Raw genomic sequence first — 23550 nt, 5'->3', positions numbered from 1 at the left:
GCCCATGTCAAATTCCAATAACCAACTGCAAGCCATTAATGAAGAGGTGGTTGTAGGTAGCTACACACAAAAACACCTGGACACATTGAAATCAACCATTGCAAAAGGAACGAGCAATGAGCAATTCGCTCTATTCGTTCAGACTTGTGTCAGAACAGGTTTGGACCCGTTTCTTAATCAAATCTTTTGCATCGTATACAACGGAAAAGACGGCCCTGTCATGAGCATGCAGATTGCTGTTGAGGGGATTGTGGCCCTCGCGAAGAAGCACCCACAGTACAAAGGCTTTATTGCTTCTGAGATTCGAGCTAATGACCTTTTCAAAGCTAAGATGCATACGGGAGAAGTGGAACACGAACCGGATGTAATGAACCCTGGGGAAACCATCGGTGCGTACTGCATCGCTTACAGAGAGGATGCACCTAATATTCTGGTCATCGTCCGTAGGGATCAAATTGAGCATTTGGTTAAAGGCCGTAATGGTCAGATGTGGAAGGACTATTTTGACGACATGATCGTAAAGCACGCCATTAAAAGAGCCTTTAAACGCCAATATGGAATCGAGGTATCAGAGGATGAACCAACTGCAGCACCTGCTGAAAACTCACCATATGAGCGTAGAGACATCACACCAGAAACTCCACCAACTCCAGCTATTACACAGCCTGAAACTACTGACGGTGGTACAGAAGAATCGGAAAAACAAAAACTGAAAGCTGAAATGAAGCAGAAGTATAAACAGCTCGGAATTACTGACAAAGAAGCTATGGGAGCTCACATGCAGGAGTTTTGCAAGACAAAAGGTTCGGAACCGACCATTGCAGAGATCAAGGGCTATCTGAAAATTATGGATCTTCAAATCCAAGCTGCCGCCGACGACCTTCCTGTGTAAGCCATGGGGTACAAGGTCGAAATATTCAGGCTTTGTCCGGACTGTCAGGTGTGCGGGAAAGAAATATCGTCAGGGCGTGAGCAGTACAATAGGGGCCGGCGCGTATGCGGCGATTGCAAGACATCACTGGAGGCGATAACCGATGAAAGACGGCAAGCCCGTGCAACTCGACTTGTTCAGCAGCTTGACCGAACCAAAGGGGCCGCCTCCGGCCCCAGTACTAAACGGAATGTATTACGAAAAGGCCACTGACAAGTTTGTATCTTTCATGCTTGGCAAGCGGCATTACGAAGAGCCTGCCCTCGGGTGCAAACATCCGAAGGAATGGCAGAATCGAATAAAAAGGGAGCGTGCTATATAAATGGCTAAATTGAAAATTGAATTGGAATTAGATTGGTTTGATGAGGAAAGTGGAACTGTCTCAGATGCAATCAAAGATCAAGTAATAAGCGGGTTGCAGGATCGCCTTATACGTAAAGTGGAAACCCAGACTCGTGAATCTATTGAAACAAAAATTAAAGAAGCTGCTGATAAAGTATCGGATGAATTCCTTGTGAAAGTGTTTGAAGAACGGATTAAGGACATCACCATCCCAGTCAAAACAGGTACCTGGAGCTCTGAAACCAAGCATTTATCGTTTAGTGAGTTTGTGGGTGAGAAGTATGACGACTTCCTTAAACGGAAAGTGTTTGACGAACATGGCAGAACTCCAAGCTACGACAGGGACGCAAAGTTCACGATTCATGAGTACTTTGTCAAAGATATGCTCGGCAAAGAACTTGAGAGTAAAGTATCTACATTAATTGCGGAAGCACGGCAAAAGGCAGAACAAAGCGTGATTAACACACTTGAAAAGAATCTGCGTGACCAGTTGTCTGCCGATATGATCGGTCGATTGAATATCCCGAGCATGCTCAAAAGTTTACAAGAGAAGGCGGCCTTGTTTGAAGGACAATCCGAATCATGAAGGTCGATATCATTGCATCCGGATCAGGCGGAAACTGCATCGCACTCACAAATGAAGGACGCACGATCCTGATTGACGCAGGTGTTGCCAAGACCAAGATTGCCAAGCGGCTGCTTGAGTGTGGTATTCGACCAGACCAGGTAACGGACATCTTTATCACTCATGCCCACGGTGACCACATCAAGGGCCTTCCATTAGCGAACAAGTACCGGATTAAAGTATGGGCAACAGATGGTGAGTGGAAAGGTATCTCTGGTGTAGACGAGGATCTGCGTCGGGTGGTTGAAACCAGGTACAGCAAGTACGAAATGATAGAGCTTGGCGGGGTGCATTTGTACCCCTTCAAGACTCACCACGATGCATATGAGCCAGTAGGCTATGCGATCGAACCAGATAATAACGGACTACGGACTTGTGTGGTGTTTGATACAGGTAAGGTAGATGACGATATGTTGTCGCTCATGGAAGGACACATATACATCGTTGAAAGCAATCACGACCCAGACATGGTGGTCGCATCGGATTACCCTCTCAGCGTCCAATCTCGTATCCTCAGCGACTTGGGACACCTAAGCAACCAACAGACAGCGGAAGCCCTACAGAAGCTTATCAGAGGCAAGGGAGAACGCATATATCTGACGCACTTATCCAGTAATAACAACAGTCCGATCCTGGCGGAAATGACCGTGAAAGCGGCGCTCCGGCAGAAGGGTTTTATAGCAGGAACACATTATGAAATCGAGGTGGTCAGCACATGAATACAGTTCAAATTAAAATAGTGGCAAATTATAAGGCAAAAGGTGGCGTGTGGTTCCATGCAGGGGAGAAATACAACGCCCGCAGATTGACAATTGGAGTGCTTGATTTAACGACTCCATTCCAACTCATTGATGGGAACCGTTCTGGTCACGAAATCCCATATAAAAATGCAATCGTCCTGAAAGAAGTTAAAACATACAGCCAGAAGCAATATGACGAAATCTTGGCGCAACGGGACGAAGCACTGGGGCAGCGTGACAGGGCGTTATCAGATCTGACGAAGCATGGTCAGACAATCGTTGAATTGCATAACGACAAGCTTGCACTGCTTAACACTGTGGAACGTGCCGTCACTCACAACGAAATTCAGACGTTACCACGCGAGGTAGTGCAGGCGCTGGAATCATTCAAGCGTAACGGTGATGACTTGGATACGGTCATGAGATGGATGATTAGTCCTTATCAGTGTGATGACATATGGCGTGATGAAATCAACACTCTTCGTAGGTTCTCTATTGAGAATGGACGGAAACTCATTAACGGAATGATTAACGGATATGTGGTTGAGCCGCAGTTGGAAGACCCTTCAGGCATTGCAGAAACGGTGCTGGAGTGGTGGAAGGAGCACGACATTGACGCGAAGGAGTCTGACTTAGAGAAATTGGTAGATCGGCTGAGAGGACGTATTGCAGAACGTCATACAACAGTACAGTAAGCGGGTGAATTGAATGGCAGGACCGGAGCTTTCCGATGGATTCACCCGAGTGGCAAACGAGGTCATTGAAGAGGTTGCCAGGCACAAATTTAACGGCACACAACTTCGAATTCTCTTGATCGTCTGGCGCCAGACATACGGGTGGCGCCGGAAATCTGCCGAGTTGTCAGCCACCTTTCTTGCTACTGCCTTGCAGAGCGACCTACGGGGTGTAAAGAAAGAACTTAATCACTTGTTGGATATAAAAGTGTTGGTGGTTCACAGACCAGCCAAGGGAAAGTATGGGCGCTATATTGGATTCAATAAGTACACGGATCAATGGCTAGTGGGTGACAATAGTCCACCACAAGAAAATAAATCTACTGGTGGACAGTTGCCCACCTATGAGGTGGACGATCATACACCAGAAGTGGTGGACAATAGACCACCTAAGAAAGAAAAGAAAGAAAGTATAAAGAAAGATAATAAAAACAATAAGGGAGCTGCTAAAGAAATGGCTTCTAAAACCAAGCTGGCAAAGAGTCGTGAAGGCAAGCAGGAGTACGCAGAGGAAGTGTGGCTCAAACCGGAGGAACACACAAAGCTACTGAATGAGTTTGGGCAAGAAGGATTTACCTGGATGATAGATGTACTCAGCTCTTATAAACTTTCCGTTGATAAATTTTACGCAAGCGATTATGCAGTCTTCAAGAAAGGTGGTTGGCTGCGAATGAAATACGAGAAACATCTTTCTGACCAACAGAAATCAGGTGGTTACAAAAACCGTAGTCAACAGGCTCATGATGATTTTGAGGACATGAAACAATTGTACATGAACGAGGTGAACGGTAATGGTCATAACGATGGCGGAGACAATCGGACTGCTGTCCAAGATCAAGAGAGCTTACCCGAACTTTACCCTTATAACGAATAAGGATGGGCAAGGAAGAGTCGTTTCCAGCCCTACTGCTGAGATATGGCATGAACGGTTGAGTTTGAACGGAATCACGCTTAATGAAGCGTTAGAGGCGTTGAACACGCATATTGATAACGTCCACTTTGAACCAACCATTTCAGACATCTTAAAAGGTAAAAAGCAGTTATCAGTTTACGATCAGCAGGCGATAGAGCATAAAGAACTCATGCTTTCCATCGAAACACCTGAAAATGAATGTGTGCCTATGCCGGATGCGGTGGAAAGAGCTATTGATCAGATGGGAAGTAGAATGTCTGCTACGCGGTTCGGTGGTGACGATATAGATGACTGACCACTTTGACGATCCTCGTGACGACAGACCGATTGTACCGGAGTACAACCCACTGTACGAAGCTGAATTACAGTACCTGGGTTCCATCTTAAAGAACAAAAACAGGATGGAAGATGTGAGGTTAACAAGCCAATCATTCAGCCCTGCATGGAATCATGGAACGATCTTTCAAATGCTCAAGTTTGCTTACAAGAAGTTCGGTAAAGAACCCGACCCGTTTAACTTAGCAATTATGGCAAGCCATTGGAAAGAAAAGTTGTTCGAGGTCGGCGGTCCATCGTATTTTCTCAAGATTCATGAAGCAACGATTACAGAGAATATCGAAAGCTTCCGGCACTTCGAACAGATCATAAACACGGCCCACGCTGGACGGGAAATGGAAAAGGCTCGGAATGAAATTGCTAACAGTGGACTTAGTGCCAAGGAGATTCGGGAGGAACTGGACCGGATTGAGGACATAGCGCAACGTACGGCAAGGGGCAATCCTGCTGCAAATATCGCTTCTCTGTTCGCTGAACACAAGAAGGAGCTTCGCAGGCGTGAAATGATCAAGGGCGAGGTCACTGGTATCAAGAGCTGTTCGGACGACTTCAACCGATTGAGCAAGGGCCACCAGAAACAGGATTTGATTATCGTTGCTGCAAGGCCATCTATGGGTAAGTCGGCGTGGATGTGTAACGATGCCTTTGCCAGTACAGAAGATGGTACGGCTGCTCTGATGATATCCGGTGAAGACAAGTCAATAAATATGCTTGAAAGAATGATTTCAGCAGTTGGCAGGATTGAACTATCCCGAATGAAGTCAGGCCAGATGCGTGAATCGGATTGGAACAAATACCTCTTGGCTCTTGAGTTAATAGGAGAACGAAACATATTCATTGATGATACAGTTTCGCCTAAGATTGAGGCAATTCGAGCTATGGTTGCTGAAATGGTCAAGATTTACCCGAAAATGATTCTGTATGTTGATTACTTGCAACACCTTACTACGAACGAGAAATTCAGAAGCAACGCCGAAAAGTATGCTCACATTTCCGCAGAGCTCAAAAAGATTGCTCGTGACTTTGATATCCCGGTTGTGGCCCTGGCTGCTATGAACCGTGAGGTTGAGAAGAAGCAAGATAAGCGTCCGAGTATGAGCGACATTCGAGATTGTGGAAACATCGAGTCTGACGGCGACGTCATTATCCTTCTGCACAGAGAAGATTACTATGATGCTTCAAGCCGCAGGAAAGGGCTGATAGATCTGATTGTTGCTAAAGGTAGAAACGCTGGTACTGGAACAGTAAGCATGGTCTTCGACAAACCGTTCATGAAGTTCCTGAACATTACTGAAGAGATCAGGAAGCAGCGGAGAGAAAAGGACCTGGCATCATGAGTCGTCGCATAGAGAATGACACACAGTTGGCAAAGGCTATCCAGGGTATGCAACGGTTGTCTGATGAGATCGAAGACTTTGAAGACACGCCTGACCCACTCAACCACGACAAACACGAGAAGAACAGGAATGTGCTGATTGTGACATCGAAACTGGTCCAGGAATATAGCCGAGGCAAGGAAGTGCAGGCGGACCCATCAAGGGCTGCATATTACGACCAGATGGGGTGGTCGTATCAGGACCTTTCAGAGCCTACTGAGACACCTCAAACAGCACCGAAAACAAATACACCGACCGAGGCGAAACAGGCTCCAAAACAGCCGGCGGAGCCGCCAAAAACAGCATCTAAAGTATCATCATGGTTGGATGATTAGAGGTGAAGAACATGAGATTTGTTGGTGTAGATCCAGCAACGGAAACGGGAGTAGTAGCATTGGACGAAGATGGTAACCCGGTGCTTGAAACCAGCTTTAGAGGTAAAGGTAAGGATCGGCCGGGAGGGATCACCCTTGAACAGCGTATCTCACTCGAAAACCAATTGTTTAGACTTTTGCTACCGGGCGATCAGATTTTGAAAGAAGGAATAGCGAACGGAAATAAAATGTTGATCACCACAGCTAAGATCCATGGCGGCCTTGAGAGCATGATCGTTCGGAAAGGTTTGTTTCTTAAAGAAGTGGCGCCGACTGCAGTTAAAAAATACGTCGGAGTTACAGGCTTTAAAATTGTCGATGGTAAGAGCGTCAGGCTTGAGGGAGAAGAAGAAAAGAAGGGAGCAATGTCGGAAGGTGCGCTTAAGTACTTTGGATATTCTCATCCGAACAATAACGTGGTGGACGCATATATCATCGCCAAAATATGTGAGGCAGTCTACCGAGTCCGGCAGGGAAAACCGTTATCTGATTATCCAAAGCATCAACAGGAAGTCATTGATTCGATTATTAATCCACCTCCGCCTAAAAAGAAGCCGAGGAAAAAGAAAACTGAAAACACGAACCAACGGCGGGGGAAGCCCCGTACGGCGGACAGTTGCGCCCAAAATACGGAACAGACGTGCTTATTTTAGCCAGAAAGGAGCGAATACCCTTGGGAACACCAATTCCAAACCGAAGAATTGAATCTATCTCATCGGGTTCTAGCGAGGTCATAAAGTACAAATTGACTCCTGAAGAATTGGCTGCTTTACCACCTACTCCACCAATGACAGGCAAAAAGGATAAGCCTCCTATCAGTCTGGCGAACAGAAACGTCGATCCAAGTCAAAGAAAACGCGGCAGACCACCAAAGGTAATTGCCGAACCAAAAATCAACTATGAGCCACGCGGAAAGACGGTCCAAGTGAGTCCTGAACAGGCGAAAGCGATCGTTTTCCTTCTCCAGCCTATCGAGGGCGGTTGGAATGAGGATGAACTGGTTGGAGAGCATGCCAATGCACCAAATGACTGGCGGGATGAAGCAGAAGCCTTGAACGGCATGACACTGGGGGATCTGATAAATGCCTTGTATGTAGGCATGGACATTAAGGAGGGATAGCAGTATGGATGAAGATCAAAAGCGCCGGACATTCCAAAAGGTGAAAGCCATGTCGAAAGATACGTTCTGGTCATGGATGAACCAGTTGCACACCCGAGCTTATGCACTTGGTATTGAGCACATGACAGATGCCATGAGTTGCCACCCACGTATCAGCAAGCCGATGATCAATCAGGTGTTACTCAAGGCAGAAGAGATCCGGGAAGTGTGGGACGGCTTGAAGATGGTAACGGTCGATGGTACCGAGGGAACGGAGTTTAAAACGGCTGACCAAATCGCACAAGGCTTTGATTCAACCGAAGCCGCTATTTATAAGTTAACTGAGCCGCACATTCTGCACATTGGAGATAAAAAATTCGTTATCCGGCCTGCAACAGAGGCTGAGATTCAGGAGGCTGAAACTGCATGAACATAGCTAAATTGTACGAAATGCAGAAGACACTGGATGCAAGGATTATTGAGGAAAAGGGACTGCGGGGTAAAGACTTGCTCCCGAACACGATCCTTGCACTTCAAGTTGAACTGGGCGAGATGGCGAACGAATGGCGCGGGTTCAAGCATTGGTCTAACGATCAGGGACCAAGGGTAAAGGTACCCGCAACAGCATGGGGCACGCCATACAGAAACCTGCTTCTTGAGGAATACGTCGATTGCGTCCACTTCTTCTTGAGCATCGCCCGGCAACTTGGCCTGGATGAAACAGACCTTACTATCATTGACGATTACCTAGAAGGTAGCACAACTAATGTGCTCACCCGATTGATCTATCACGCTGGCGGCATTGGCATGGAGTACAGCCCGTATTCCAGCATTACGTCATTCCGTATGGCATTTAACATGTTCTTTGCTCTTGGTCAGCAGCGATTCAACTTCACACTTGAACAGATCGAGGCGGCGTACTTGGATAAGAACAAAGTCAACCATGAGCGCCAGGCAAACGGATATTAAACCATCTAAGGGAGGATACAGCCATGAAACTCAGGTTTGCTTCCCGCAAGATAAAAGAACCTTGCATCTACTGCGGGAAGGCGTTTAAAAAGGGTGATCCGTATTGGCAGCATCGCCAAGTATGGACAGACGACTATGACGGTAAAATCTCGGGCTTCACTCACCACATGTGTCCAAGATGCAAGTACCAAGAAGAAGATCGAGAAAGACGCTCACGCAACTTGCAGGAGCGTTGCCAGCATCCCGAGCATATGGTCGAACTGCAATACAGTTACATCCCAGGCGAGGCGGTTATGCAGCCTGACCATTACGCATGCAGGATATGCAACAAAGTGGTTTAGGGGAGCATCCCCAGGAAGGGAGTACAGACACACATGATTACAGCGAAAAGTTATTTCAGCGGAGCTGGCGGAATGGATCTCGGCATGATGGAGGCCGGCATTCACATGGTTGAATCCTTCGAGATTGACAAAACAGCCTGCGACACGCTGCGGCAGAACTTCGGACACGCGGTAAATGAATCAGACATCACCAAAATCACCGTCTTGGACCAACAGGACGCAGATGTATATATCGGGACATTCCCTTGCACGAAATACAGCACGATTGCAGACATTCATGGGACCCGGACGGGTGACGATTTGTTCCTCCACTTCTTTCGGCATGTAGCACTGGCACAACCAGAGATGTACATCGTGGAGAACGTACCCGGGATGAAGAAGTTCCAAGTTGTTATGGAGTGTTTGACCCGACTTCCAAACTATTACGTCCGGGTCGAGTGTCCGGTTAACGCAAATATGTGGCTTCCACAGGAACGCAAACGGCTAATTGTGATCGGTAGCAAGCGACCAATAAACGATCTGCCTTATCCCGAATCAAGCCCGGCAAGCATGAAGGACATCATCGATGTAGGAACAGAAGTATACGCTCCAGATTACGTCCAGAAGCGTTTGAACGGCGAGTACAGGGATTTACCAATCATCACGGACTTGGAAGGCAGAGCGCCAACGTGCGTGGCGCATTACGCAAAGGATCGGTCAACGCGGCTGGTCAACGATGGGCAGTCCATCCGACCGTATTCAGTTAGAGAGTATGCTCGGCTGCAAGGATTCCCTGATTGGTTCCAGTTCGCCGGCACGGATAACGATGCTTATCGACAGATTGGGAATGCAGTTGCGGTGCCAATGGGTAGATGGGCCGGAGAAGCAGTCAAACGTTATTTCGGAGTTGCATAAGGGATACCAAAGAGGAAGGGGCAGAGCCTCTTCCCACCACATACCACATAAAGGAGCTGTGAGCGTGTATCGAATCGACATATACAACAGTGCTGGCAAGATCATCAAAGAAGTTAATCACGAATACGGCATGCTTAGTTGCATGAAGAAGGCGCTCGACTTACTAAACATTCCGGGAAACATGGCAGTTGAGATATACAAGGATAACCAGTGGATCAAAGGATTTAAAAAATAGGTTGGGTTTAGGCCCACCAAAGGAGAGATAACACAATGGAGTATTACATTCTCAGTCTCAAATGGTCGAACGGTAAAGGCAAATACGTTTGGTGGGGTCCTGACTCCGCTGGGTATACCGAAGATCTGAACAAAGCAGGAGTCTATACGGAAGAAGACCTTGCAAAACGTCCTTTCTATTACCGCAATACGAGCACTTATCCAGTTCCAGTTGAAACGGTGAAACAAATGATCACACAAACGGTTGTCCCATCCTACTCAGAGAATTGGGACCTGATGAAGATAAATCTTGCTGAACTGAAAGAGTATTGAGGCTACGGCCTCTAACCAAGGAGGGATATACAATGTCAAAACGACTTAACAAGAAAATTTACAAACGTGTTGTTATGGATCAGCAGCAGGGGCAGGAAACACCGAAATTCTACTTGTCCAAGGCACGTAAGTTGATGCACGCATGGTATGACCGGAGATATTTAACAATCATCGGCCCGGAATGGTGGGAAGGATTCGAACAGATCCCTGAATCAGACTTCAAGGCATACCTGAAGCAAGCTTATAGTGATGCTGATGTAGTTTTCAAAGAAGTATCTTACGGATTGCATCCACAACGTCTGGCGGCTGATTTCAAGAAGGTTAAACGCAAACAGGCACGCAAGCCAAGGAAGATCAAAGAAACACCTGTACGCAAGCTGAGAAAGCCCGAGACGTTCCTCATAACCAATAAGCACTACGAGAAAAGTGAGGTTACCGGGGAAGTGGTTTTCACCAAACGCGATTATAAATTCTTCATACATCGGACAGAAGATCCATGGGGCTGGCGTTGGACAGTATCGGATGCAGCTTGTGGGATGAGAATTGCAAGTTCGGATAAATACAAGCAGGCCGTCAAACAGGCTAAGGAAATCATTGATAAGAACTTTGAACGGTATATAAACACAGTTAATGTGAAGGAGGAAGAACAGTCATGAGTGAAACGAAAAAAGTTTTGTTAACCAAAAAATATGAAATCACGGGTCTGGGTAGTTTCCACAAAGTGATTCCTGTTGGAATTTATGAAGTTGTAAGCTATGCGAACGTTTATAAAATCGTTTCCGATGGGATTTACAAAGGCGACAACTTGCCAAAGGATCTTTGCCAAATAGCTAAAGAGTACTCCATTGAATACGTAACAAAGCTTGAAATTAAGGCCGCGAGAGGCGACCAAGAGTTGGAACGGCTCCGCAAGGAGCTTGAAGAGGTTCGGCAAAGTATAACCGAAGAAGCTAAACAAGCCGATTCTTGGCATGAATTGTACTTGGAATCGGAACGCGCCAAGAATGTAATGTCGATCTACCTTAACGAGCTAATGCACAACACGTCGAACATGGTGATTGCATCGCAGATTTATAATGTACTGCGTGAAGCTGTTGAGCGTGAAGAGATTGATCCGGTGGGTCAGGAAGGAGAGGGGAACCAAGATGGGTAGAGAGCTGAAAACGGGGCGCGTGCTTTGGGATGAAGTTGAGAAGTTGTCCAGAGAAGAAAATGGAGTCGGTGAGGACTGGTCGCTGACAGGTGTTAACCTTCTGGGATCGACAAAAGCAGATATAGCGCGTTGCTCATATGAATTGTTCAATCGAAAAGAAGGTGGATTTTTAACAGGAATAGTTAGTTTTGATCCATTTATCAAGGGTTGAGGCGTGGGCCTCTCCCTACTAAGGAGGATATACAACACTGTCTGTAGGCATGCGAAAGGACCGCCACTTGTCCCATACTAATTAATGTAACGTGTTCAGGTTATCTAGAATAGCCCTACTAACAACGGAATGTAGGCGTGTGCGGCCCTTATTAATTTATATCATTCATTCAATAGTGAAACAACGAACTAATATTACCAATTCAATAATTGGGAGGAATGGAGCAAATGACAACAGTGATGGTAACTCAAGAACAATCAGAAGGTGTGAAAACACTGCTTACAACAATGAGTCGGGAAACGATTCTGAACAAACATACCGAGGCAAAGGCGAAAGGCATGACAAAGTTTTGGGGCATAGCGGGTCTGAATGATCTGTCAAACGAGAAGATGGCCCTGCTGCTGTATAACCCGGACAAAGTTACAGTTGAACCCTCGCTTGAAGACAATTTGCGGGATGCTTACATTGGTGCCAAGAGTCAAGATTTTGCGGACGGACTGGTGAAGGCAGCCACCTTGTACGGAATCAATCCAAGCATGTTTGAGGGACTGGTCGAATGGGTCCCAGATGATAATGAACCGGCAATAGAACCCGATCAGCAATAGAACACGACTTTATTCTACTAATCTTATAAAACCTAAATTGAGAGGGGAAACAACCCATGGCAAACGATAAATTCATTACAGATGCACCAGCAGGAGTTAACGAATTGCTTCAAGATATTATTTCAAAAAATCATACACACCTTGATGACAGTGAGTTTTTAGTGATTATGAAACATGGAGGATGGAAGTCCAAAGGGAAAACAAAATTCAGTGGTGTTGCAGTTCTCAATGAGGCAATCCGCATGAGCATGGATAAGGACGCAATCTTGTATCTCAATGCGGACATGTGGAACCAAATGACTGACCCTCAGAAACGTTATGTAATTGATCATGCTCTCTGCACTCTTGATGTCAAAATGGATAAACACGATGATGTCTTGGAAGCTCCTGACGGTCGCCCATTGCTTAAAACTCTTCCGCCTGACATTGAAGCGTTCTTTGCAGTAATCACACGTCATGGTGCTGTAAGCGAGGATGTGAAACGCCTCGCATTCGCAATTAAAGAGGTCAATGTTGAACAGCTCACAATTGAAATGGCTGCTGAAGAACAGGCGAAGCAGGAGAAAGAACACCAAGAACAACAAGGTCCAAAAACTGATGCAGAGGGTAACATTCTTATCACCGATCCGAACCAGGCAAAGATTCCGATTGAAGGTGAAGAAGCCACAGCCGCCGCAATCATCGCAACAACTCAAGAAGGTGTTAAGGTACCTGTCTCTGACGATGATCTGCCGTTCTAATATAGTTTCACTCCCCGGCTCCGGTCGGGGAACCATCCTTACATTGAGGTGATACAAAGGTGGGTCAACAAAGCTTCTTACCGGAGATTGACCGGAAACTGACTCAAGCTGCTGTAGAGGCTGCATTAGAGAAGTACAGGATATTTAAATACATGACATTCGAGGCGCGGGAAGCAAGTACAACAGCAGGATACTCTGAACGGTTTCACGGTCCAACAAACCAGACAAGCGACCAAACAGCCAGTATCGCCATCTATAACGCTGACCAAGAAATGTATCGACAAGACTACTGTGACAGGGTGGAACGTGCTGTGAAGCGTATGCCTCGTATGGAGCGGTTTCTGATTGAAGCACGATATATGACAACTGAGCATGATTACATCACGGATCAAAAGGTTTACACCTTCGAGTTCAAACCGCCGATCAGTGCACCGAAGTACATCGAAATTCGCTGGAGAGCATTTTATAAGCTGGCCTTGGATTTAAGAATTGTTGTGGAAAAACCAACGGAAGGAGAGTAGCTATGGACAACAAGAAGAAACGTTCACTAGATGAATACGATGAGGTTATGGAAACGAAAGACGTCAGGGAGTATCTTGGTATCAGCAGGGATAAGGCATATGAACTGATGAGCTCTGGTAAATTCTATGTGGTGCAATCGGGAAGAAGTAAACTAGTTGCAAGAGAGGTTTTCCGTGCTTGGCTCCACGGGGGCTGAGGGTGATAGAATTCTAAATCTGGTGCCATAAATGGTGCCAGATTATCAAGTTTCACTAAGAATGAACACGGATTAGTAAGTAAACACAAAAGTAAAAACCCTGATGTATCAAGGGTTTCAAGTACAGGGCCGTATTACTAAGGAAGTAATCCCATCGCTGGCAGCGATGAGGTCAGGGGTTCGATCCCCCTAGGCTCCATAATTAAGAACGCCATCACGTTATGTGATGGCGTTCTTAATTATGTAAAAAATGGATTGGATTTGTTGTGGTCACACGAATAGGTCACAGAGGAGAATTCTTTAAATGATTTTTTATATTGTGTGAGTCCAAAATGGTACATAATATTCCCCAAATTCACATAATACTTTGATGAATTGAAGTCGAATTATTATTGCGAACCAAACAACATATCCTCATATTGAGAAGCAGTCTGTTGATGAACGACAGGTAAAACATGAGAGTAAATATCCAGCGATACTCTTCTTATGCCCGAATGCCCAGCATTATTACACGGAAAAGGTAAAGCAACTAATGCAGGCATTTTCCTCTGATGAACAACAACTGAATTATGAGTTTTAGATTTTACACGTTTAGATAAGATGAATTTAAAGGAATAGGGTTTCTCACGTAGATTGGTATAGCTGTTATGGCCGATAATTTCGTGATCGAGCACGTTCATCCCAATAGTTTCGCCAGCTTCTACAAGTCGATTTAATTATTCAGATCTTCTGGAGATGGTGTCTAGTCTCCGCTGGGATGATTAGAAGCACAATAATAGAAGTACTACAATGCTTGATAGCGCATGAAATACTCCTCTTGAGTGAACAAACAATGGTGGCATTCAATGAGCTGATGGAAATAACTTCTTTACAGATTACTTTATTTTTGGTGTTTAAGAAGAGGCAGACAAAGTGTCCCCACTTTTAAGAAGTGGAACTCAGATTCGAGGAACTGGACAGACAGGTGATGCTAGCATTTGGCAAGTTTCAGTATGGCACTCAATTGACGTGTTTTGTTTAATCTGATCCTTTAATGTAAACAAGCTGTTGCTCTGAAACATCCATAAGCTCTTGAATAGTAGGAAATTGTTCAAGTAAATCTTCAATGAGATAACTATTCGTATACTCATGCAAACATTCTGAGAGCAACTTCTTCATTTCCTCAGTGCGGATGTTCATATTTTTCCTCCTGACTATTTATTATCAATACTTTTCTTTTTAATCCTAAGAATATAATATATAGATGAATTTTGTAGTTCTACGAGACTGGAAGATAAAAATATTGTTGGATAAAGAGGAAAATAGTCCTATTATGTAGAAAATGTAATTATGTATTTTTAGGAAGTGTAGTAGCTATATCGTTTTATGGAGGGCAATATATGAAATCGAATGCTCCTGGTCAGTTATTAGGATACGCACTACAATTTCCTAGGGCACTTTATCATCTTCTTAGGAGTGCGCCTAATGATGTTGTTTGTGTTGAAGTTGTTGGTGATGTTGCAATCCGATACTCTAATGGTGAACTTCTTACAGAAGAAGATAAGTCGTCAGTATTAGGGAATGTATTGACCGATAGATCAAAAGATTTATGGAAGACACTATCTAATTGGATAGAAGCTTCTAATTCAGGATTCATTGATATAGAAAAGACCCAATTTGTACTATATACAAATCAGTCTGGAAGAAGAGGGCTGGTTAATGAGTTTGATGAAGCACAAGATCCATTGAAAGCTTCAACTGCTTTGAAGAAAGCAAAAGATAAACTTAAAGAGTTAGACGTTGAACATGAGATATGGAAATATTATAACTACGTAGTAAATGAAAATGAGATTCAATTCATGGAAATTATCCAACGCTTTAATTTGCAAATAGAGAGTGGAGCCGGATACGATGCTGTTAGAATTGAAATACAAAAAAAACATGTTTCTGAAAAACAAATTGACTTTATTATGGAAAATTTAAACGGTTGGGTATTAAAGATTGTTGTTGAAAGTATAGCAGCACGTAGAAGTGCGATCATGACTTGGGAAGACTTTGATAAACAATTCAAAGTGTTGCTTGATCGCTCACGTTCTAGAGAACTCATTGATTTTACTATGAATTATAATAAGGAACATGACAAAGTCAAAAAACAATTTAAAGAACGGCCAATATACTTAAAACAGCTTGAAGCTATAGAACTTACTGAAAATGAAATGCTCGAGGCAATTTCTGATTTTTTAAGAGCAGATGCAAATCTTGAAAGATGGATAGAAAATGAAACTATTGATTATGATATTGCTTTGGATTTTGAAGATCGTTTGACTAAGTTTTGGAAGAATCAAAGGAAAAGAATTGGAATTACTGAAAAGAATTTAAATGCGGTAGAGCAGGGGCAATTACTTTTGTCTGATTGCAATTCAAGGTTAGAAACAATAAGAGATATGACTCCCCCAGCCTCTACTATTCCTGGCACATATCATGCGTTAGCAGATGAAGCAGAAATAGGATGGCATTCAGAATGGGATAAAATATTTATTAAGGAGAAGGGGGATTAATTTGGGGAGATTGGTGGATGAAGTAAAGCTCTGGAATACTCCGATACTTGGAGCTTTCATACTTTGGAGATTCACCCAGGGGTATTGTGCTGGTCATTCTAATGGAGATGCTCCCATTGGTCTTCTACACTTTGTAGCGTCTGCAATACTCACAAACAAAAAAATGCTAAAACCTGTGACTAATCAAAGAGATGGTTTACAGTCTTACGCACGAAGTTTTGAAGAGTCTAAGCAGTCAGATATCTTATTGTCTATTCAGCAAAGAGTTAAAGATAAGCGAGAATATACACTTGCTTCCATAGATATTGCCATTTCAGAAGGATTAGTGATGTGGGATATGGAAAGCGGAAAAATATATCCGAGAGCTTTGAATAAGAAACCTAGTCGGGGAAAAGGTTTGAAGGCACCGATTAAACGCATAGGAGATCAGGCTGAAATTCTGGGGAAATGGTTTTCTAAACATGATTTAATTACGATTGAAGCATATTTAAAGGTGGTGTTCTAATGCAGTTCCAAATTTTCAAATTAATCATCTGGCCTAAATCTCCAGAGTTCCCTCCTCAAGTTATACCATTTGAATTAGGCAAAGTGAATGTAATCACTGGTTCATCTCGTACTGGAAAATCAGCAATTATTCCTATAATTGATTATTGTCTTGCTTCCAGTGATTGCTTTATTCCAATAGATACGATTCGTGATTTTGTATCATGGTATGGAGTGGTTATTCACACTGAGGCTGAACAAATATTAATAGCAAGGAAAGTACCATTGGGAAATAAAGTTTCAAATGAATTTTATTTGTCACGAGGGAGAATCGTAAGTATCCCTCCAATAATTGAAGAACCTAATGAAAAAACTGAAGGAGTTAAACATATTTTAAATGCTATTGCTTCAGTACCGTATTTCAACCTGAGTGGTAGCGAAGATGAGAAGGAAAACTATCAAGCTAGACTTAGTTTTAGAGATTTAATGGCCTTAATATTCCAAAATCAAGATATCGTGGCTAATCAAAATATATTATTTTATAAAACACATGCTCATGAACATAGAGAGAGATTAAGAAACTGGTTTCCTTTTATTCTAGGTATTGAGAATATTGAAATCCTCGTCGCTAGGCAGCGGCTTCAATTTGTGGAAAAACGTTTAGGACAGTTAAAAAAGGAATTTGAAAAGATTAGGAATGTATCAGCTTCTTGGATGGCGAACATGTTAGGTCATATAAAAATCGCGCAAGAGTATGGAATTCTCAATCAGGAAATTTCTGATGATACACCTTCCGATGAACTTTTATTAATTGCCAAGAGGATTTTCGAAGATATCCCTAAACATTCGAATACAAAAATTGAAAACATAGAATCGGCAAATAAGGAGATTATTCAGTTAGAAATTGAAGAGAGAAATATTAGCGAACAAATTGCGGAGGCAAAAAAAAGGTTGAATGACGTAAAACGTCTGAGAACCAATTTGATAGATTATGGAAATTCTCAACAGAAAAGAGCAGATCGGTTACACATTTCAATGTGGTTGGAAAATGTTTCATCTGAATCAGTTGCTTGTCCAGCTTGTGGAAGCTCAGAACATCCAAAATCAACTTCGGAGTTGTCAAAAGTAATTTCTGCTTTTAAAAAATATGAAGACCAATCAAGAAATGTTGCCGAAGTTCCAACTTCATTTTCGAGAGAAGAAGAACGGACTAAGCTAGAGTTACAAAAACTTCTAGATCATAAAGAAAAAATACAAAAGAGGTTTGATTTATTGATCTCTAGAGATAAAAAAGCACAGGAGGAGTTCCAACGTAACCAACAAATGTTTATTTTTTTGGGTCATTTAAAAGCTTCAATAGAAACTTTCGAAAAACTTGTTGATGGCGGTGACCTACAAAAGGAAATTACATCGTTGGAGATGGAGTATAGTGATTTACAAGTAAAAGTTGATAAAGGAAAAATGCAACTAAGAATTGAAAAGGCTACTACAACTATTTCGCAAAAAATGCTAAATCATTTAAAAACCCTTGATGTAGAAGAAAAATATCGTAGGGTAGCTCCAAGATTCATTATTAAAGACCTAAATATCTCAATCCTCAGTAATGATGGTAATTGGCATTATCTTGCTCAAGTTGGCAGTGCATCAAACTGGGTTTCTTTTCACATAGCACTGATGTGCTCATTACAAGAATTTTTTCTTGAAATGGAAAATTCTTGTGTGCCTAGTTTCGTTATTTTTGATCAGCCTAGTCAAGTATACTTTCCTAAATTAAAGAGAATTAATGAAGACACTGAAGACGAACCACAATATGATAACGAAGACATCACTGCTGTGAAAAGTATATTTAGCACTATCGCAAACTCAGTTGTAGCGAGCCAAGGTGCGTGGCAGTGCATTATTCTGGATCATGCAGACGGTGATATCTACGGAACTATTGAAGGGGTTCATGAGGTAGTTGAATGGAGAAATGGAAAAAAATTAATACCGGAAGAATGGTATTCTTAAAAAGGCTCAATCTAACAATCAGTGCTTGACAAATTGTATCCAACCAAATTTAGCTATCTGAGCATCCATAAAACCTGATTTTCACAAAAAACATGCTCCAGCATAAGTGCTTTATTAAGTCAAGAACTGATTATTGTTTTGACCCCTTAAAAAATGTATTTTCTTCGTTATTTAAGATAGATAGAGCCTATATCTATAAGAGGGTAACAGTGAGTTCAGTACTTTCGCTGATTTTGGAAGCAAATCTTGCTCATAGAGACAATTTAAGTTAACTTGATTGAACACTAAAAAGATAGTAAGGGCACTATTTTGTTTTAAGGATGGTGAAACCATTTGTTTGAAAAGTTAATTAAATCAATAATGGAATATATTGTGATACTTTTCTTGATTCTTTGTTTTATAACCCATACATTCTTTAATCAGGATTTTTCTTGGAATTCTCTTGCAAACACTGATGGACTTACTTTAGTAGGGATTATTCTCGCACTTTTAAGCTCGATATTGGTTAAGTTACCTTTTTTTAGGATGGTAATAGGGGCTATTTTACTGAAGTTAAATTATCATAATCTAGACTATAGTGTAGATATTTTAACGTTTGCTCCTGAAATAAGCAATGTGGCAGAAATATTTGATTTTTTTTCTCATTCTGTCGTGAGTAGTGATTTATCAAGTAATGATTTTAACGTTAAATATGAAGACTCAAACAAAATAGTCTTTTATCACAGAGCATTAGCTGGAAATGTAGAAATATGTAAAACCACAATTGTTGAAGAAGGCAAGAATTGTTTTCAAATTAAACTAGATGGTGGAACAACATATCGGATTATAGAAAGAAATATGAAGTTTTTAGGGAATGTCTTTCTAGAAGATATCATGAATAAAGGATACAGACTTAAATCAATAAACACTAGAGTATTCAAGAAGAATTCAGAATACAAAATATCCCAAATGGGGAATTTGTTAAGTGTTAGAAAGTTTAAAATAAAATACTCGCATTTAGAAATTCAATCAAGTAGAACTACATTGATAACTATTGACTCGAATAAGGGGGTATCAATTAGTTCAACAAATAAAGGCGATTTTTCGAATTCTATCGATACATTGAAAACAGTTTTAATGAGCTGAGGTGAATTTCCATTGAGTACAGTAGTTACCATCAGTACAATTGTTGCTTTTCCTGATATGATCGAGGAAACAATTGTGGGTCAAGAACAAGTTCAAATTGAAGGTGAAGCAGCTACGGCTGAAACTAGATTTTTTATCGCAAAAGATCAAACGGAAATGTTAGAGGGATATGAACGATTTAATATTCGGCATACTCAAAAATATAAAATTGAAGGTCAATTAGGTTTGAGAGAATTTAAGTCTATCTTGAGAATCATTAATTTAAGATTCTATAAAAAAAATAACTATGATTATACTTTTACTATGGGTAGTTCTAAAGCGGATATTACCCATAATGCATTAAACAGATTGCGTGAAGCAACCCCAGTTAAATTACAACCATTTGAAGTTAATTTAATCGAAGCGATAGAGAAATTTATTAGATATTCACCTAATGATATTAAAATTGTTTCGGGGTGGTTTAGTAATTTGAATCTACCAAACTTAACGAATGCTCTTCTTACTGGAGTTGATGCAAACTTAGGCGATGACTGGCAGAGATTTAAAGATACACAAGGTGTAACTTTATCTAATATAGAGCTTCAAATCACAGATAATGATTTCAATAATGGATACGTAAAAATTTCTTTGAGTAAAAGAGGAATCCTTTTCAGCCATTCTAATATCACCACTAAAAAAGTACTAGAATTAGCTGAAAAAATTCTAGCCATTTTGGCTAGATCATTGCCTCTTACAAGATAAGATGACTTGACTGCTAAGGCTTCCATTGTACTTCACTTATACTTCAGAACCCTATCGTCTCTTGGGAGCGATAGGGTTAGGGGTTCGCGACTCCCCTCCAAAGTTAAAAAGGCGTCTAAACATAGATTTGATAAGGAGAAAGGAAATGTCTTATGATTTTCTACAATTATCACCTGTTGAATTCGAACGATTATGTTGTGACTTAATTCAAAAAAATACAGATTTGCAGTTTCAGCTATTTAAGGAAGGAAGAGATAATGGGCTTGATCTATGTCATGAAGGTGACGATGGGTCTTTATGTATAGTACAATGTAAGCGGTATTCAAACATAAGTAATTTACTCACAACACTAAGAGAAGAAGTGAAAAAGGTAAACGAGCTGAAACCAGCAAGATACCTTGTGGCTGTTTCTTTAGGGCTGACACATAAAAACAAGAAAGAAATACAAGAAATGTTTAAGCCATATATAAAGTCAACAAGCGATATTTACGCAAATGATGATCTAAATAAATTGCTCCGCCAATACCCTCAAATAGAAAAGAGTCACTTTAAACTTTGGCTTTCTAGTACAGTTGTCCTCGATCAGATTTTCAATAAAAAGCAATTGAATCAAGTATCAATGTTAAAGGAAGAAATAGAGGATGATAAAAAGTATCTTGTATTAAATGAATCTTACAATAATGCATTAGAAATCTTGACTAGGGATCATTTTGTAATCATATCTGGCGTTCCTGGCATTGGAAAAAGCACTCTAGCTCGAGCATTATGTTATTACTATATTGATCAGGGATATATGCCTGTCGAGATATCGGACATTATTCAGGATGGCTTTGAGTATTTGGACAATGATAAGCAACAGGTGTTTCTTTTTGAAGACTTTTTAGGAACAAATTTTTATAAAACATTTCTTAGTAATACGCAACAGCAACAGTTAATACGTTTTATTACGAAAATATCAAATGATTCTTCAAAGAAATTGATTATGACAACTCGCGAATATATTATGAAACAAGCCGAAAATGAATGTGAGATTATTGCTTCTGCTGATTTGAGTATTTCAAAGTGCCATCTCGACCTTGGGAAATTTCACATGTTGTACAAAGCACGATTATTATATAACCGTCTGTTTTTTTCAAGTTTACCTGTCAATTATATTAATGCTTTGATAGTTGATAAGCAGTACATTTCCATTTTGAAGCATCCAAATTTCAATCCACGTATTGTACAAGTAATGACTAGGCCATCAGTGGTTAATAAGTACTCTTTGAATAATTATCCTGGGGCATTTATTGAAAGTCTTAATGATCCAAAAGAAGTATGGACATTTGCATTTAATAAACATCTTTCTTCATGTGCGAAATATATATTATATTTACTGCTTGTCTTCGATGTAGAAGTAACAGTCAAAGAAATGGGATATGCCCTCAAATCTCTCCTGACGAGCCTAGGAGAAGATGTTCATTTTTTTAATGATACTTTTAAGGAAGCATTGAACGAGCTTCAAGACACATTCGTTAACTTATCAATGCGAAATAATATTTTATCAATTCGGTTTGAGAATCACTCAATTCGCGATTATTTAATTAATAAGCTTACATCAGAAAAAGATATGATAGAATTACTTATCAGCAGTGCTGTTTTCATTGAAACTTTGTTTTATTTTAAAGCAGAAGCCGAAGTTATTTTACGAGTAACACCTAGTTTGTATAACCCAAATGTTGTTACAGAACCCATTCATTTAGAGGATGATCTTGTAGATCTTCTTGAGAGTTCCTTAATAACAAAATATAAATCATTGAAGAGATTATCTAATAGTACTCTCTCTGCTAACGAGCAAATTGGTATGATATATCATATGTATAACTTTGGAACTAGAGAAGGGATACGTAGCATACTTCAAAACGATATCCAGGAGAAAAGAGCCGAGAATTCTATTTCCAATGCTAACTATATTAAAGTAATTGAGGATTTAATTGTGGATTCTTTAGATAAACAAAAGATATTAGAGAATGTATATTCAGGAGTAACAGATTTGATGGATTTAGGGCTTTTTTTTAATTTATCTAATATTGTACCAAAAGAAATGAGAACTTTTTTAAAGAAGTTTGATGATGTTGAACTTGGAAATCTAAATTCTATGATAATGCATAACGTAGGTGAAGAGCTTTATGATCCTATATTCAAGAATTTCGAACCGATAATTAATACTTTATTGAAAGTTGAAGAGCTATGGTCTATAGAGACCTATAGCGAAAGGTTAGCTATGGCTGGAGTACATTTTGTGCATCAAATTACCAGTACATCTGAAAAAATAAGTACTATAAATAATTTTGATTTTAAAATTGAAAAACTTATACTTTCTGCTTTTGAAAATCTCTTCTCAGGTCATTCTTTTGAAGAGCACATTCAGGTGAAATATATCTTTCCTAATGAATTCAATTCATTTTGTTTAAATAACAAGGAGCTAATTATTGAGCAATTAGTAGATTATTTAGAGTTCGATGAGACCGAGAAAAGTCAGGTTGAAAAAATAGCTAAAGACTACAATTTAATTGGGAGTGAAATTGATTATATATGGGAAGAAGGTTTCAACAAATCTTTAAGAAGAAATAGTAAAATAGCCAAGCAAGTTGAGTCAAGTCAGATTAAACATATAAATTCGAATGTGCCCCTCTTTGACTACGTTCCTTTTAATACTGATAATTTTGTATATATTTCCAAAGAATCTGCAATCGATATAGAAAGAATGTTTAGTTCTCTTGTTATGAGTAGATATGGAATCTAGTCAGTTATGTAATACGATCCCTCATGGAGTATATGTGCATATTACTTGAAAGACTAAATTTTTTGAATGCTTTATAAAAAGAACTGTGAAAGTTATACTGAAATCAACTATTCGTTGGTCACAATTATGGTCACACTTTTTCTTTTCCGAGCTTTACACGAAACTCGAACATAGAAACAAAAAACTAAATAAAGCCTTGTCACTAAAGTCTTTCCTCCGCGTTTC

At 40.9% G+C, this 23550-nt stretch carries 31 protein-coding genes, 1 tRNA gene and 1 pseudogene; 31 read left to right on the top strand and 2 right to left on the bottom strand.

Annotated features, from left to right (window positions below):
- The first annotated feature begins 4 nt into the window (after positions 1 to 4).
- The 25 genes from FE296_RS15810 to FE296_RS15695 all read left to right on the top strand — a co-directional run bounded on the left by FE296_RS15810 (position 5) and on the right by FE296_RS15695 (position 13846).
- Positions 5 to 892: a RecT family recombinase gene (locus FE296_RS15810; RefSeq protein WP_150365577.1), complete on the top strand. Its 888-nt coding sequence runs from the start codon at positions 5 to 7 to the stop codon at positions 890 to 892.
- 142 nt (positions 893 to 1034) lie between these two features.
- Complete coding sequence (locus FE296_RS15805; protein ID WP_150365576.1) at positions 1035 to 1253, top strand: hypothetical protein; 219 nt, start codon at positions 1035 to 1037, stop codon at positions 1251 to 1253.
- A complete protein-coding gene (locus FE296_RS15800; protein ID WP_150365575.1) occupies positions 1254 to 1859 on the top strand; it encodes a hypothetical protein in 606 nt (201 codons plus the stop codon). It abuts the gene before it with no gap.
- A complete protein-coding gene (locus tag FE296_RS15795; RefSeq protein WP_150365574.1) occupies positions 1856 to 2617 on the top strand; it encodes an MBL fold metallo-hydrolase in 762 nt (253 codons plus the stop codon). Before FE296_RS15800 ends, FE296_RS15795 begins: the two co-directional genes overlap by 4 nt.
- The gene (locus FE296_RS15790) at positions 2614 to 3333 is read left to right on the top strand and encodes a hypothetical protein (protein WP_150365573.1); all 720 of its coding nucleotides are present in this window, start codon (positions 2614 to 2616) and stop codon (positions 3331 to 3333) included. The genes FE296_RS15795 and FE296_RS15790 overlap by 4 nt, the downstream gene beginning before the upstream one ends.
- A gap of 13 nt (positions 3334 to 3346) precedes the next feature.
- Positions 3347 to 4246, top strand: a complete 900-nt coding sequence (locus tag FE296_RS15785; protein WP_150365572.1) for a replication protein — start codon at positions 3347 to 3349, stop codon at positions 4244 to 4246.
- The gene (locus tag FE296_RS15780; protein ID WP_190945309.1) at positions 4176 to 4580 is read left to right on the top strand and encodes a hypothetical protein; all 405 of its coding nucleotides are present in this window, start codon (positions 4176 to 4178) and stop codon (positions 4578 to 4580) included. The genes FE296_RS15785 and FE296_RS15780 overlap by 71 nt, the downstream gene beginning before the upstream one ends.
- The gene (locus FE296_RS15775) at positions 4573 to 5958 is read left to right on the top strand and encodes a replicative DNA helicase (protein ID WP_150365570.1); all 1386 of its coding nucleotides are present in this window, start codon (positions 4573 to 4575) and stop codon (positions 5956 to 5958) included. Before FE296_RS15780 ends, FE296_RS15775 begins: the two co-directional genes overlap by 8 nt.
- On the top strand, positions 5955 to 6332 hold the full coding sequence (locus FE296_RS15770; protein WP_150365569.1) for a hypothetical protein: 378 nt from the start codon (positions 5955 to 5957) through the stop codon (positions 6330 to 6332). Before FE296_RS15775 ends, FE296_RS15770 begins: the two co-directional genes overlap by 4 nt.
- Before the next feature lie 11 nt (positions 6333 to 6343).
- The gene (locus FE296_RS15765; RefSeq protein ID WP_150365568.1) at positions 6344 to 7024 is read left to right on the top strand and encodes a hypothetical protein; all 681 of its coding nucleotides are present in this window, start codon (positions 6344 to 6346) and stop codon (positions 7022 to 7024) included.
- Positions 7025 to 7044: 20 nt separating this feature from the next.
- Positions 7045 to 7491, top strand: coding sequence for a hypothetical protein (locus FE296_RS15760; protein ID WP_150365567.1), 447 nt, complete (start codon positions 7045 to 7047; stop codon positions 7489 to 7491).
- Between the two features lie 4 nt (positions 7492 to 7495).
- Positions 7496 to 7900, top strand: a complete 405-nt coding sequence (locus FE296_RS15755) for a hypothetical protein (RefSeq protein WP_150365566.1) — start codon at positions 7496 to 7498, stop codon at positions 7898 to 7900.
- Positions 7897 to 8439, top strand: a complete 543-nt coding sequence (locus FE296_RS15750) for a dUTP diphosphatase (RefSeq protein WP_150365565.1) — start codon at positions 7897 to 7899, stop codon at positions 8437 to 8439. Before FE296_RS15755 ends, FE296_RS15750 begins: the two co-directional genes overlap by 4 nt.
- A gap of 23 nt (positions 8440 to 8462) precedes the next feature.
- Positions 8463 to 8780, top strand: a complete 318-nt coding sequence (locus tag FE296_RS15745) for a hypothetical protein (RefSeq protein ID WP_150365564.1) — start codon at positions 8463 to 8465, stop codon at positions 8778 to 8780.
- 33 nt (positions 8781 to 8813) lie between these two features.
- Positions 8814 to 9674, top strand: a complete 861-nt coding sequence (locus FE296_RS15740; protein ID WP_150365563.1) for a DNA cytosine methyltransferase — start codon at positions 8814 to 8816, stop codon at positions 9672 to 9674.
- A 64-nt stretch (positions 9675 to 9738) separates the two neighbouring features.
- Entirely contained in the window at positions 9739 to 9909 is a 171-nt protein-coding gene (locus FE296_RS32780; RefSeq protein ID WP_190945267.1) for a hypothetical protein, read from the top strand.
- A 35-nt stretch (positions 9910 to 9944) separates the two neighbouring features.
- Positions 9945 to 10220, top strand: coding sequence for a hypothetical protein (locus FE296_RS15735; protein ID WP_150365562.1), 276 nt, complete (start codon positions 9945 to 9947; stop codon positions 10218 to 10220).
- Between the two features lie 32 nt (positions 10221 to 10252).
- On the top strand, positions 10253 to 10876 hold the full coding sequence (locus tag FE296_RS15730) for a hypothetical protein (RefSeq protein ID WP_150365561.1): 624 nt from the start codon (positions 10253 to 10255) through the stop codon (positions 10874 to 10876).
- The gene (locus tag FE296_RS15725; RefSeq protein WP_150365560.1) at positions 10873 to 11373 is read left to right on the top strand and encodes a hypothetical protein; all 501 of its coding nucleotides are present in this window, start codon (positions 10873 to 10875) and stop codon (positions 11371 to 11373) included. The genes FE296_RS15730 and FE296_RS15725 overlap by 4 nt, the downstream gene beginning before the upstream one ends.
- Positions 11366 to 11584 carry a hypothetical protein gene (locus FE296_RS15720; protein WP_150365559.1) on the top strand — a complete coding sequence of 73 codons (219 nt, stop codon included), beginning with the start codon at positions 11366 to 11368 and terminating at the stop codon, positions 11582 to 11584. Before FE296_RS15725 ends, FE296_RS15720 begins: the two co-directional genes overlap by 8 nt.
- A 227-nt stretch (positions 11585 to 11811) precedes the next feature.
- Entirely contained in the window at positions 11812 to 12189 is a 378-nt protein-coding gene (locus FE296_RS15715) for a hypothetical protein (RefSeq protein ID WP_150365558.1), read from the top strand.
- Positions 12190 to 12245: 56 nt separating this feature from the next.
- Positions 12246 to 12929, top strand: a complete 684-nt coding sequence (locus FE296_RS15710; protein WP_150365557.1) for a putative metallopeptidase — start codon at positions 12246 to 12248, stop codon at positions 12927 to 12929.
- A gap of 59 nt (positions 12930 to 12988) precedes the next feature.
- A complete protein-coding gene (locus tag FE296_RS15705) occupies positions 12989 to 13450 on the top strand; it encodes an ArpU family phage packaging/lysis transcriptional regulator (RefSeq protein ID WP_150365556.1) in 462 nt (153 codons plus the stop codon).
- A 2-nt stretch (positions 13451 to 13452) separates the two neighbouring features.
- Positions 13453 to 13647, top strand: coding sequence for a helix-turn-helix domain-containing protein (locus tag FE296_RS15700; RefSeq protein WP_150365555.1), 195 nt, complete (start codon positions 13453 to 13455; stop codon positions 13645 to 13647).
- A 126-nt stretch (positions 13648 to 13773) separates the two neighbouring features.
- Positions 13774 to 13846, top strand: a tRNA-Ala gene (locus tag FE296_RS15695).
- A 521-nt stretch (positions 13847 to 14367) separates the two neighbouring features.
- Here the strand turns inward: FE296_RS15695 and FE296_RS34055 are convergent.
- Positions 14368 to 14550 (bottom strand): annotated as a pseudogene (locus FE296_RS34055) (JAB domain-containing protein); the annotation flags it as partial.
- Between the two features lie 114 nt (positions 14551 to 14664).
- Positions 14665 to 14826, bottom strand: a complete 162-nt coding sequence (locus tag FE296_RS32775; RefSeq protein ID WP_190945265.1) for a hypothetical protein — start codon at positions 14824 to 14826, stop codon at positions 14665 to 14667.
- A 200-nt stretch (positions 14827 to 15026) separates the two neighbouring features.
- On the opposite strand from FE296_RS32775, the gene FE296_RS15685 reads away from it, so the two are divergent.
- The 6 genes from FE296_RS15685 to FE296_RS15660 all read left to right on the top strand — a co-directional run bounded on the left by FE296_RS15685 (position 15027) and on the right by FE296_RS15660 (position 23325).
- Complete coding sequence (locus FE296_RS15685; RefSeq protein ID WP_150365554.1) at positions 15027 to 16184, top strand: ABC-three component system protein; 1158 nt, start codon at positions 15027 to 15029, stop codon at positions 16182 to 16184.
- A 1-nt stretch (position 16185) separates the two neighbouring features.
- Positions 16186 to 16689: a three component ABC system middle component gene (locus tag FE296_RS15680; RefSeq protein WP_150365553.1), complete on the top strand. Its 504-nt coding sequence runs from the start codon at positions 16186 to 16188 to the stop codon at positions 16687 to 16689.
- Positions 16689 to 18674 (top strand): DUF3732 domain-containing protein, encoded by a 1986-nt coding sequence (locus FE296_RS15675; protein WP_150365552.1) that lies wholly within the window; start codon positions 16689 to 16691, stop codon positions 18672 to 18674. The genes FE296_RS15680 and FE296_RS15675 overlap by 1 nt, the downstream gene beginning before the upstream one ends.
- A gap of 360 nt (positions 18675 to 19034) precedes the next feature.
- Positions 19035 to 19799 carry a hypothetical protein gene (locus FE296_RS15670; protein ID WP_190945263.1) on the top strand — a complete coding sequence of 255 codons (765 nt, stop codon included), beginning with the start codon at positions 19035 to 19037 and terminating at the stop codon, positions 19797 to 19799.
- A 12-nt stretch (positions 19800 to 19811) separates the two neighbouring features.
- Complete coding sequence (locus FE296_RS15665) at positions 19812 to 20540, top strand: hypothetical protein (protein ID WP_150365550.1); 729 nt, start codon at positions 19812 to 19814, stop codon at positions 20538 to 20540.
- A gap of 145 nt (positions 20541 to 20685) precedes the next feature.
- Positions 20686 to 23325 (top strand): nSTAND3 domain-containing NTPase, encoded by a 2640-nt coding sequence (locus FE296_RS15660; protein WP_150365549.1) that lies wholly within the window; start codon positions 20686 to 20688, stop codon positions 23323 to 23325.
- Positions 23326 to 23550 lie beyond the last annotated feature (225 nt).

Source organism: Paenibacillus sp. UASWS1643, from assembly GCF_008693195.1.
Classification (GTDB): domain Bacteria; phylum Bacillota; class Bacilli; order Paenibacillales; family Paenibacillaceae; genus Paenibacillus; species Paenibacillus amylolyticus_B.
Note: the sequence above shows the minus strand (reverse complement) of the source record. Positions and strands in the feature narration are given on the sequence as shown.

What these genes read in the sequence shown, in the direction of transcription:
- FE296_RS15740 (WP_150365563.1), top strand. Translation starts at nt 8,814, where the DNA reads ATGATTACAGCGAAAAGTTATTTCAGCGGAGCTGGCGGAATGGATCTC.
- FE296_RS15720 (WP_150365559.1), top strand. Translation starts at nt 11,366, where the DNA reads ATGGGTAGAGAGCTGAAAACGGGGCGCGTGCTTTGGGATGAAGTTGAG.
- FE296_RS15770 (WP_150365569.1), top strand. Translation starts at nt 5,955, where the DNA reads ATGAGTCGTCGCATAGAGAATGACACACAGTTGGCAAAGGCTATCCAG.
- FE296_RS15765 (WP_150365568.1), top strand. Translation starts at nt 6,344, where the DNA reads ATGAGATTTGTTGGTGTAGATCCAGCAACGGAAACGGGAGTAGTAGCA.
- FE296_RS15715 (WP_150365558.1), top strand. Translation starts at nt 11,812, where the DNA reads ATGACAACAGTGATGGTAACTCAAGAACAATCAGAAGGTGTGAAAACA.
- FE296_RS15685 (WP_150365554.1), top strand. Translation starts at nt 15,027, where the DNA reads ATGAAATCGAATGCTCCTGGTCAGTTATTAGGATACGCACTACAATTT.
- FE296_RS15670 (WP_190945263.1), top strand. Translation starts at nt 19,035, where the DNA reads ATGGAATATATTGTGATACTTTTCTTGATTCTTTGTTTTATAACCCAT.
- FE296_RS15790 (WP_150365573.1), top strand. Translation starts at nt 2,614, where the DNA reads ATGAATACAGTTCAAATTAAAATAGTGGCAAATTATAAGGCAAAAGGT.
- FE296_RS15710 (WP_150365557.1), top strand. Translation starts at nt 12,246, where the DNA reads ATGGCAAACGATAAATTCATTACAGATGCACCAGCAGGAGTTAACGAA.
- FE296_RS15755 (WP_150365566.1), top strand. Translation starts at nt 7,496, where the DNA reads ATGGATGAAGATCAAAAGCGCCGGACATTCCAAAAGGTGAAAGCCATG.
- FE296_RS15750 (WP_150365565.1), top strand. Translation starts at nt 7,897, where the DNA reads ATGAACATAGCTAAATTGTACGAAATGCAGAAGACACTGGATGCAAGG.
- FE296_RS15745 (WP_150365564.1), top strand. Translation starts at nt 8,463, where the DNA reads ATGAAACTCAGGTTTGCTTCCCGCAAGATAAAAGAACCTTGCATCTAC.
- FE296_RS15810 (WP_150365577.1), top strand. Translation starts at nt 5, where the DNA reads ATGTCAAATTCCAATAACCAACTGCAAGCCATTAATGAAGAGGTGGTT.
- FE296_RS15780 (WP_190945309.1), top strand. Translation starts at nt 4,176, where the DNA reads ATGGCGGAGACAATCGGACTGCTGTCCAAGATCAAGAGAGCTTACCCG.
- FE296_RS15800 (WP_150365575.1), top strand. Translation starts at nt 1,254, where the DNA reads ATGGCTAAATTGAAAATTGAATTGGAATTAGATTGGTTTGATGAGGAA.
- FE296_RS15675 (WP_150365552.1), top strand. Translation starts at nt 16,689, where the DNA reads ATGCAGTTCCAAATTTTCAAATTAATCATCTGGCCTAAATCTCCAGAG.
- FE296_RS15805 (WP_150365576.1), top strand. Translation starts at nt 1,035, where the DNA reads ATGAAAGACGGCAAGCCCGTGCAACTCGACTTGTTCAGCAGCTTGACC.
- FE296_RS15785 (WP_150365572.1), top strand. Translation starts at nt 3,347, where the DNA reads ATGGCAGGACCGGAGCTTTCCGATGGATTCACCCGAGTGGCAAACGAG.
- FE296_RS15700 (WP_150365555.1), top strand. Translation starts at nt 13,453, where the DNA reads ATGGACAACAAGAAGAAACGTTCACTAGATGAATACGATGAGGTTATG.
- FE296_RS15735 (WP_150365562.1), top strand. Translation starts at nt 9,945, where the DNA reads ATGGAGTATTACATTCTCAGTCTCAAATGGTCGAACGGTAAAGGCAAA.
- FE296_RS15730 (WP_150365561.1), top strand. Translation starts at nt 10,253, where the DNA reads ATGTCAAAACGACTTAACAAGAAAATTTACAAACGTGTTGTTATGGAT.
- FE296_RS15725 (WP_150365560.1), top strand. Translation starts at nt 10,873, where the DNA reads ATGAGTGAAACGAAAAAAGTTTTGTTAACCAAAAAATATGAAATCACG.
- FE296_RS15660 (WP_150365549.1), top strand. Translation starts at nt 20,686, where the DNA reads ATGTCTTATGATTTTCTACAATTATCACCTGTTGAATTCGAACGATTA.
- FE296_RS15795 (WP_150365574.1), top strand. Translation starts at nt 1,856, where the DNA reads ATGAAGGTCGATATCATTGCATCCGGATCAGGCGGAAACTGCATCGCA.
- FE296_RS32775 (WP_190945265.1), bottom strand. Translation starts at nt 14,826, where the DNA reads ATGAACATCCGCACTGAGGAAATGAAGAAGTTGCTCTCAGAATGTTTG.
- FE296_RS15775 (WP_150365570.1), top strand. Translation starts at nt 4,573, where the DNA reads ATGACTGACCACTTTGACGATCCTCGTGACGACAGACCGATTGTACCG.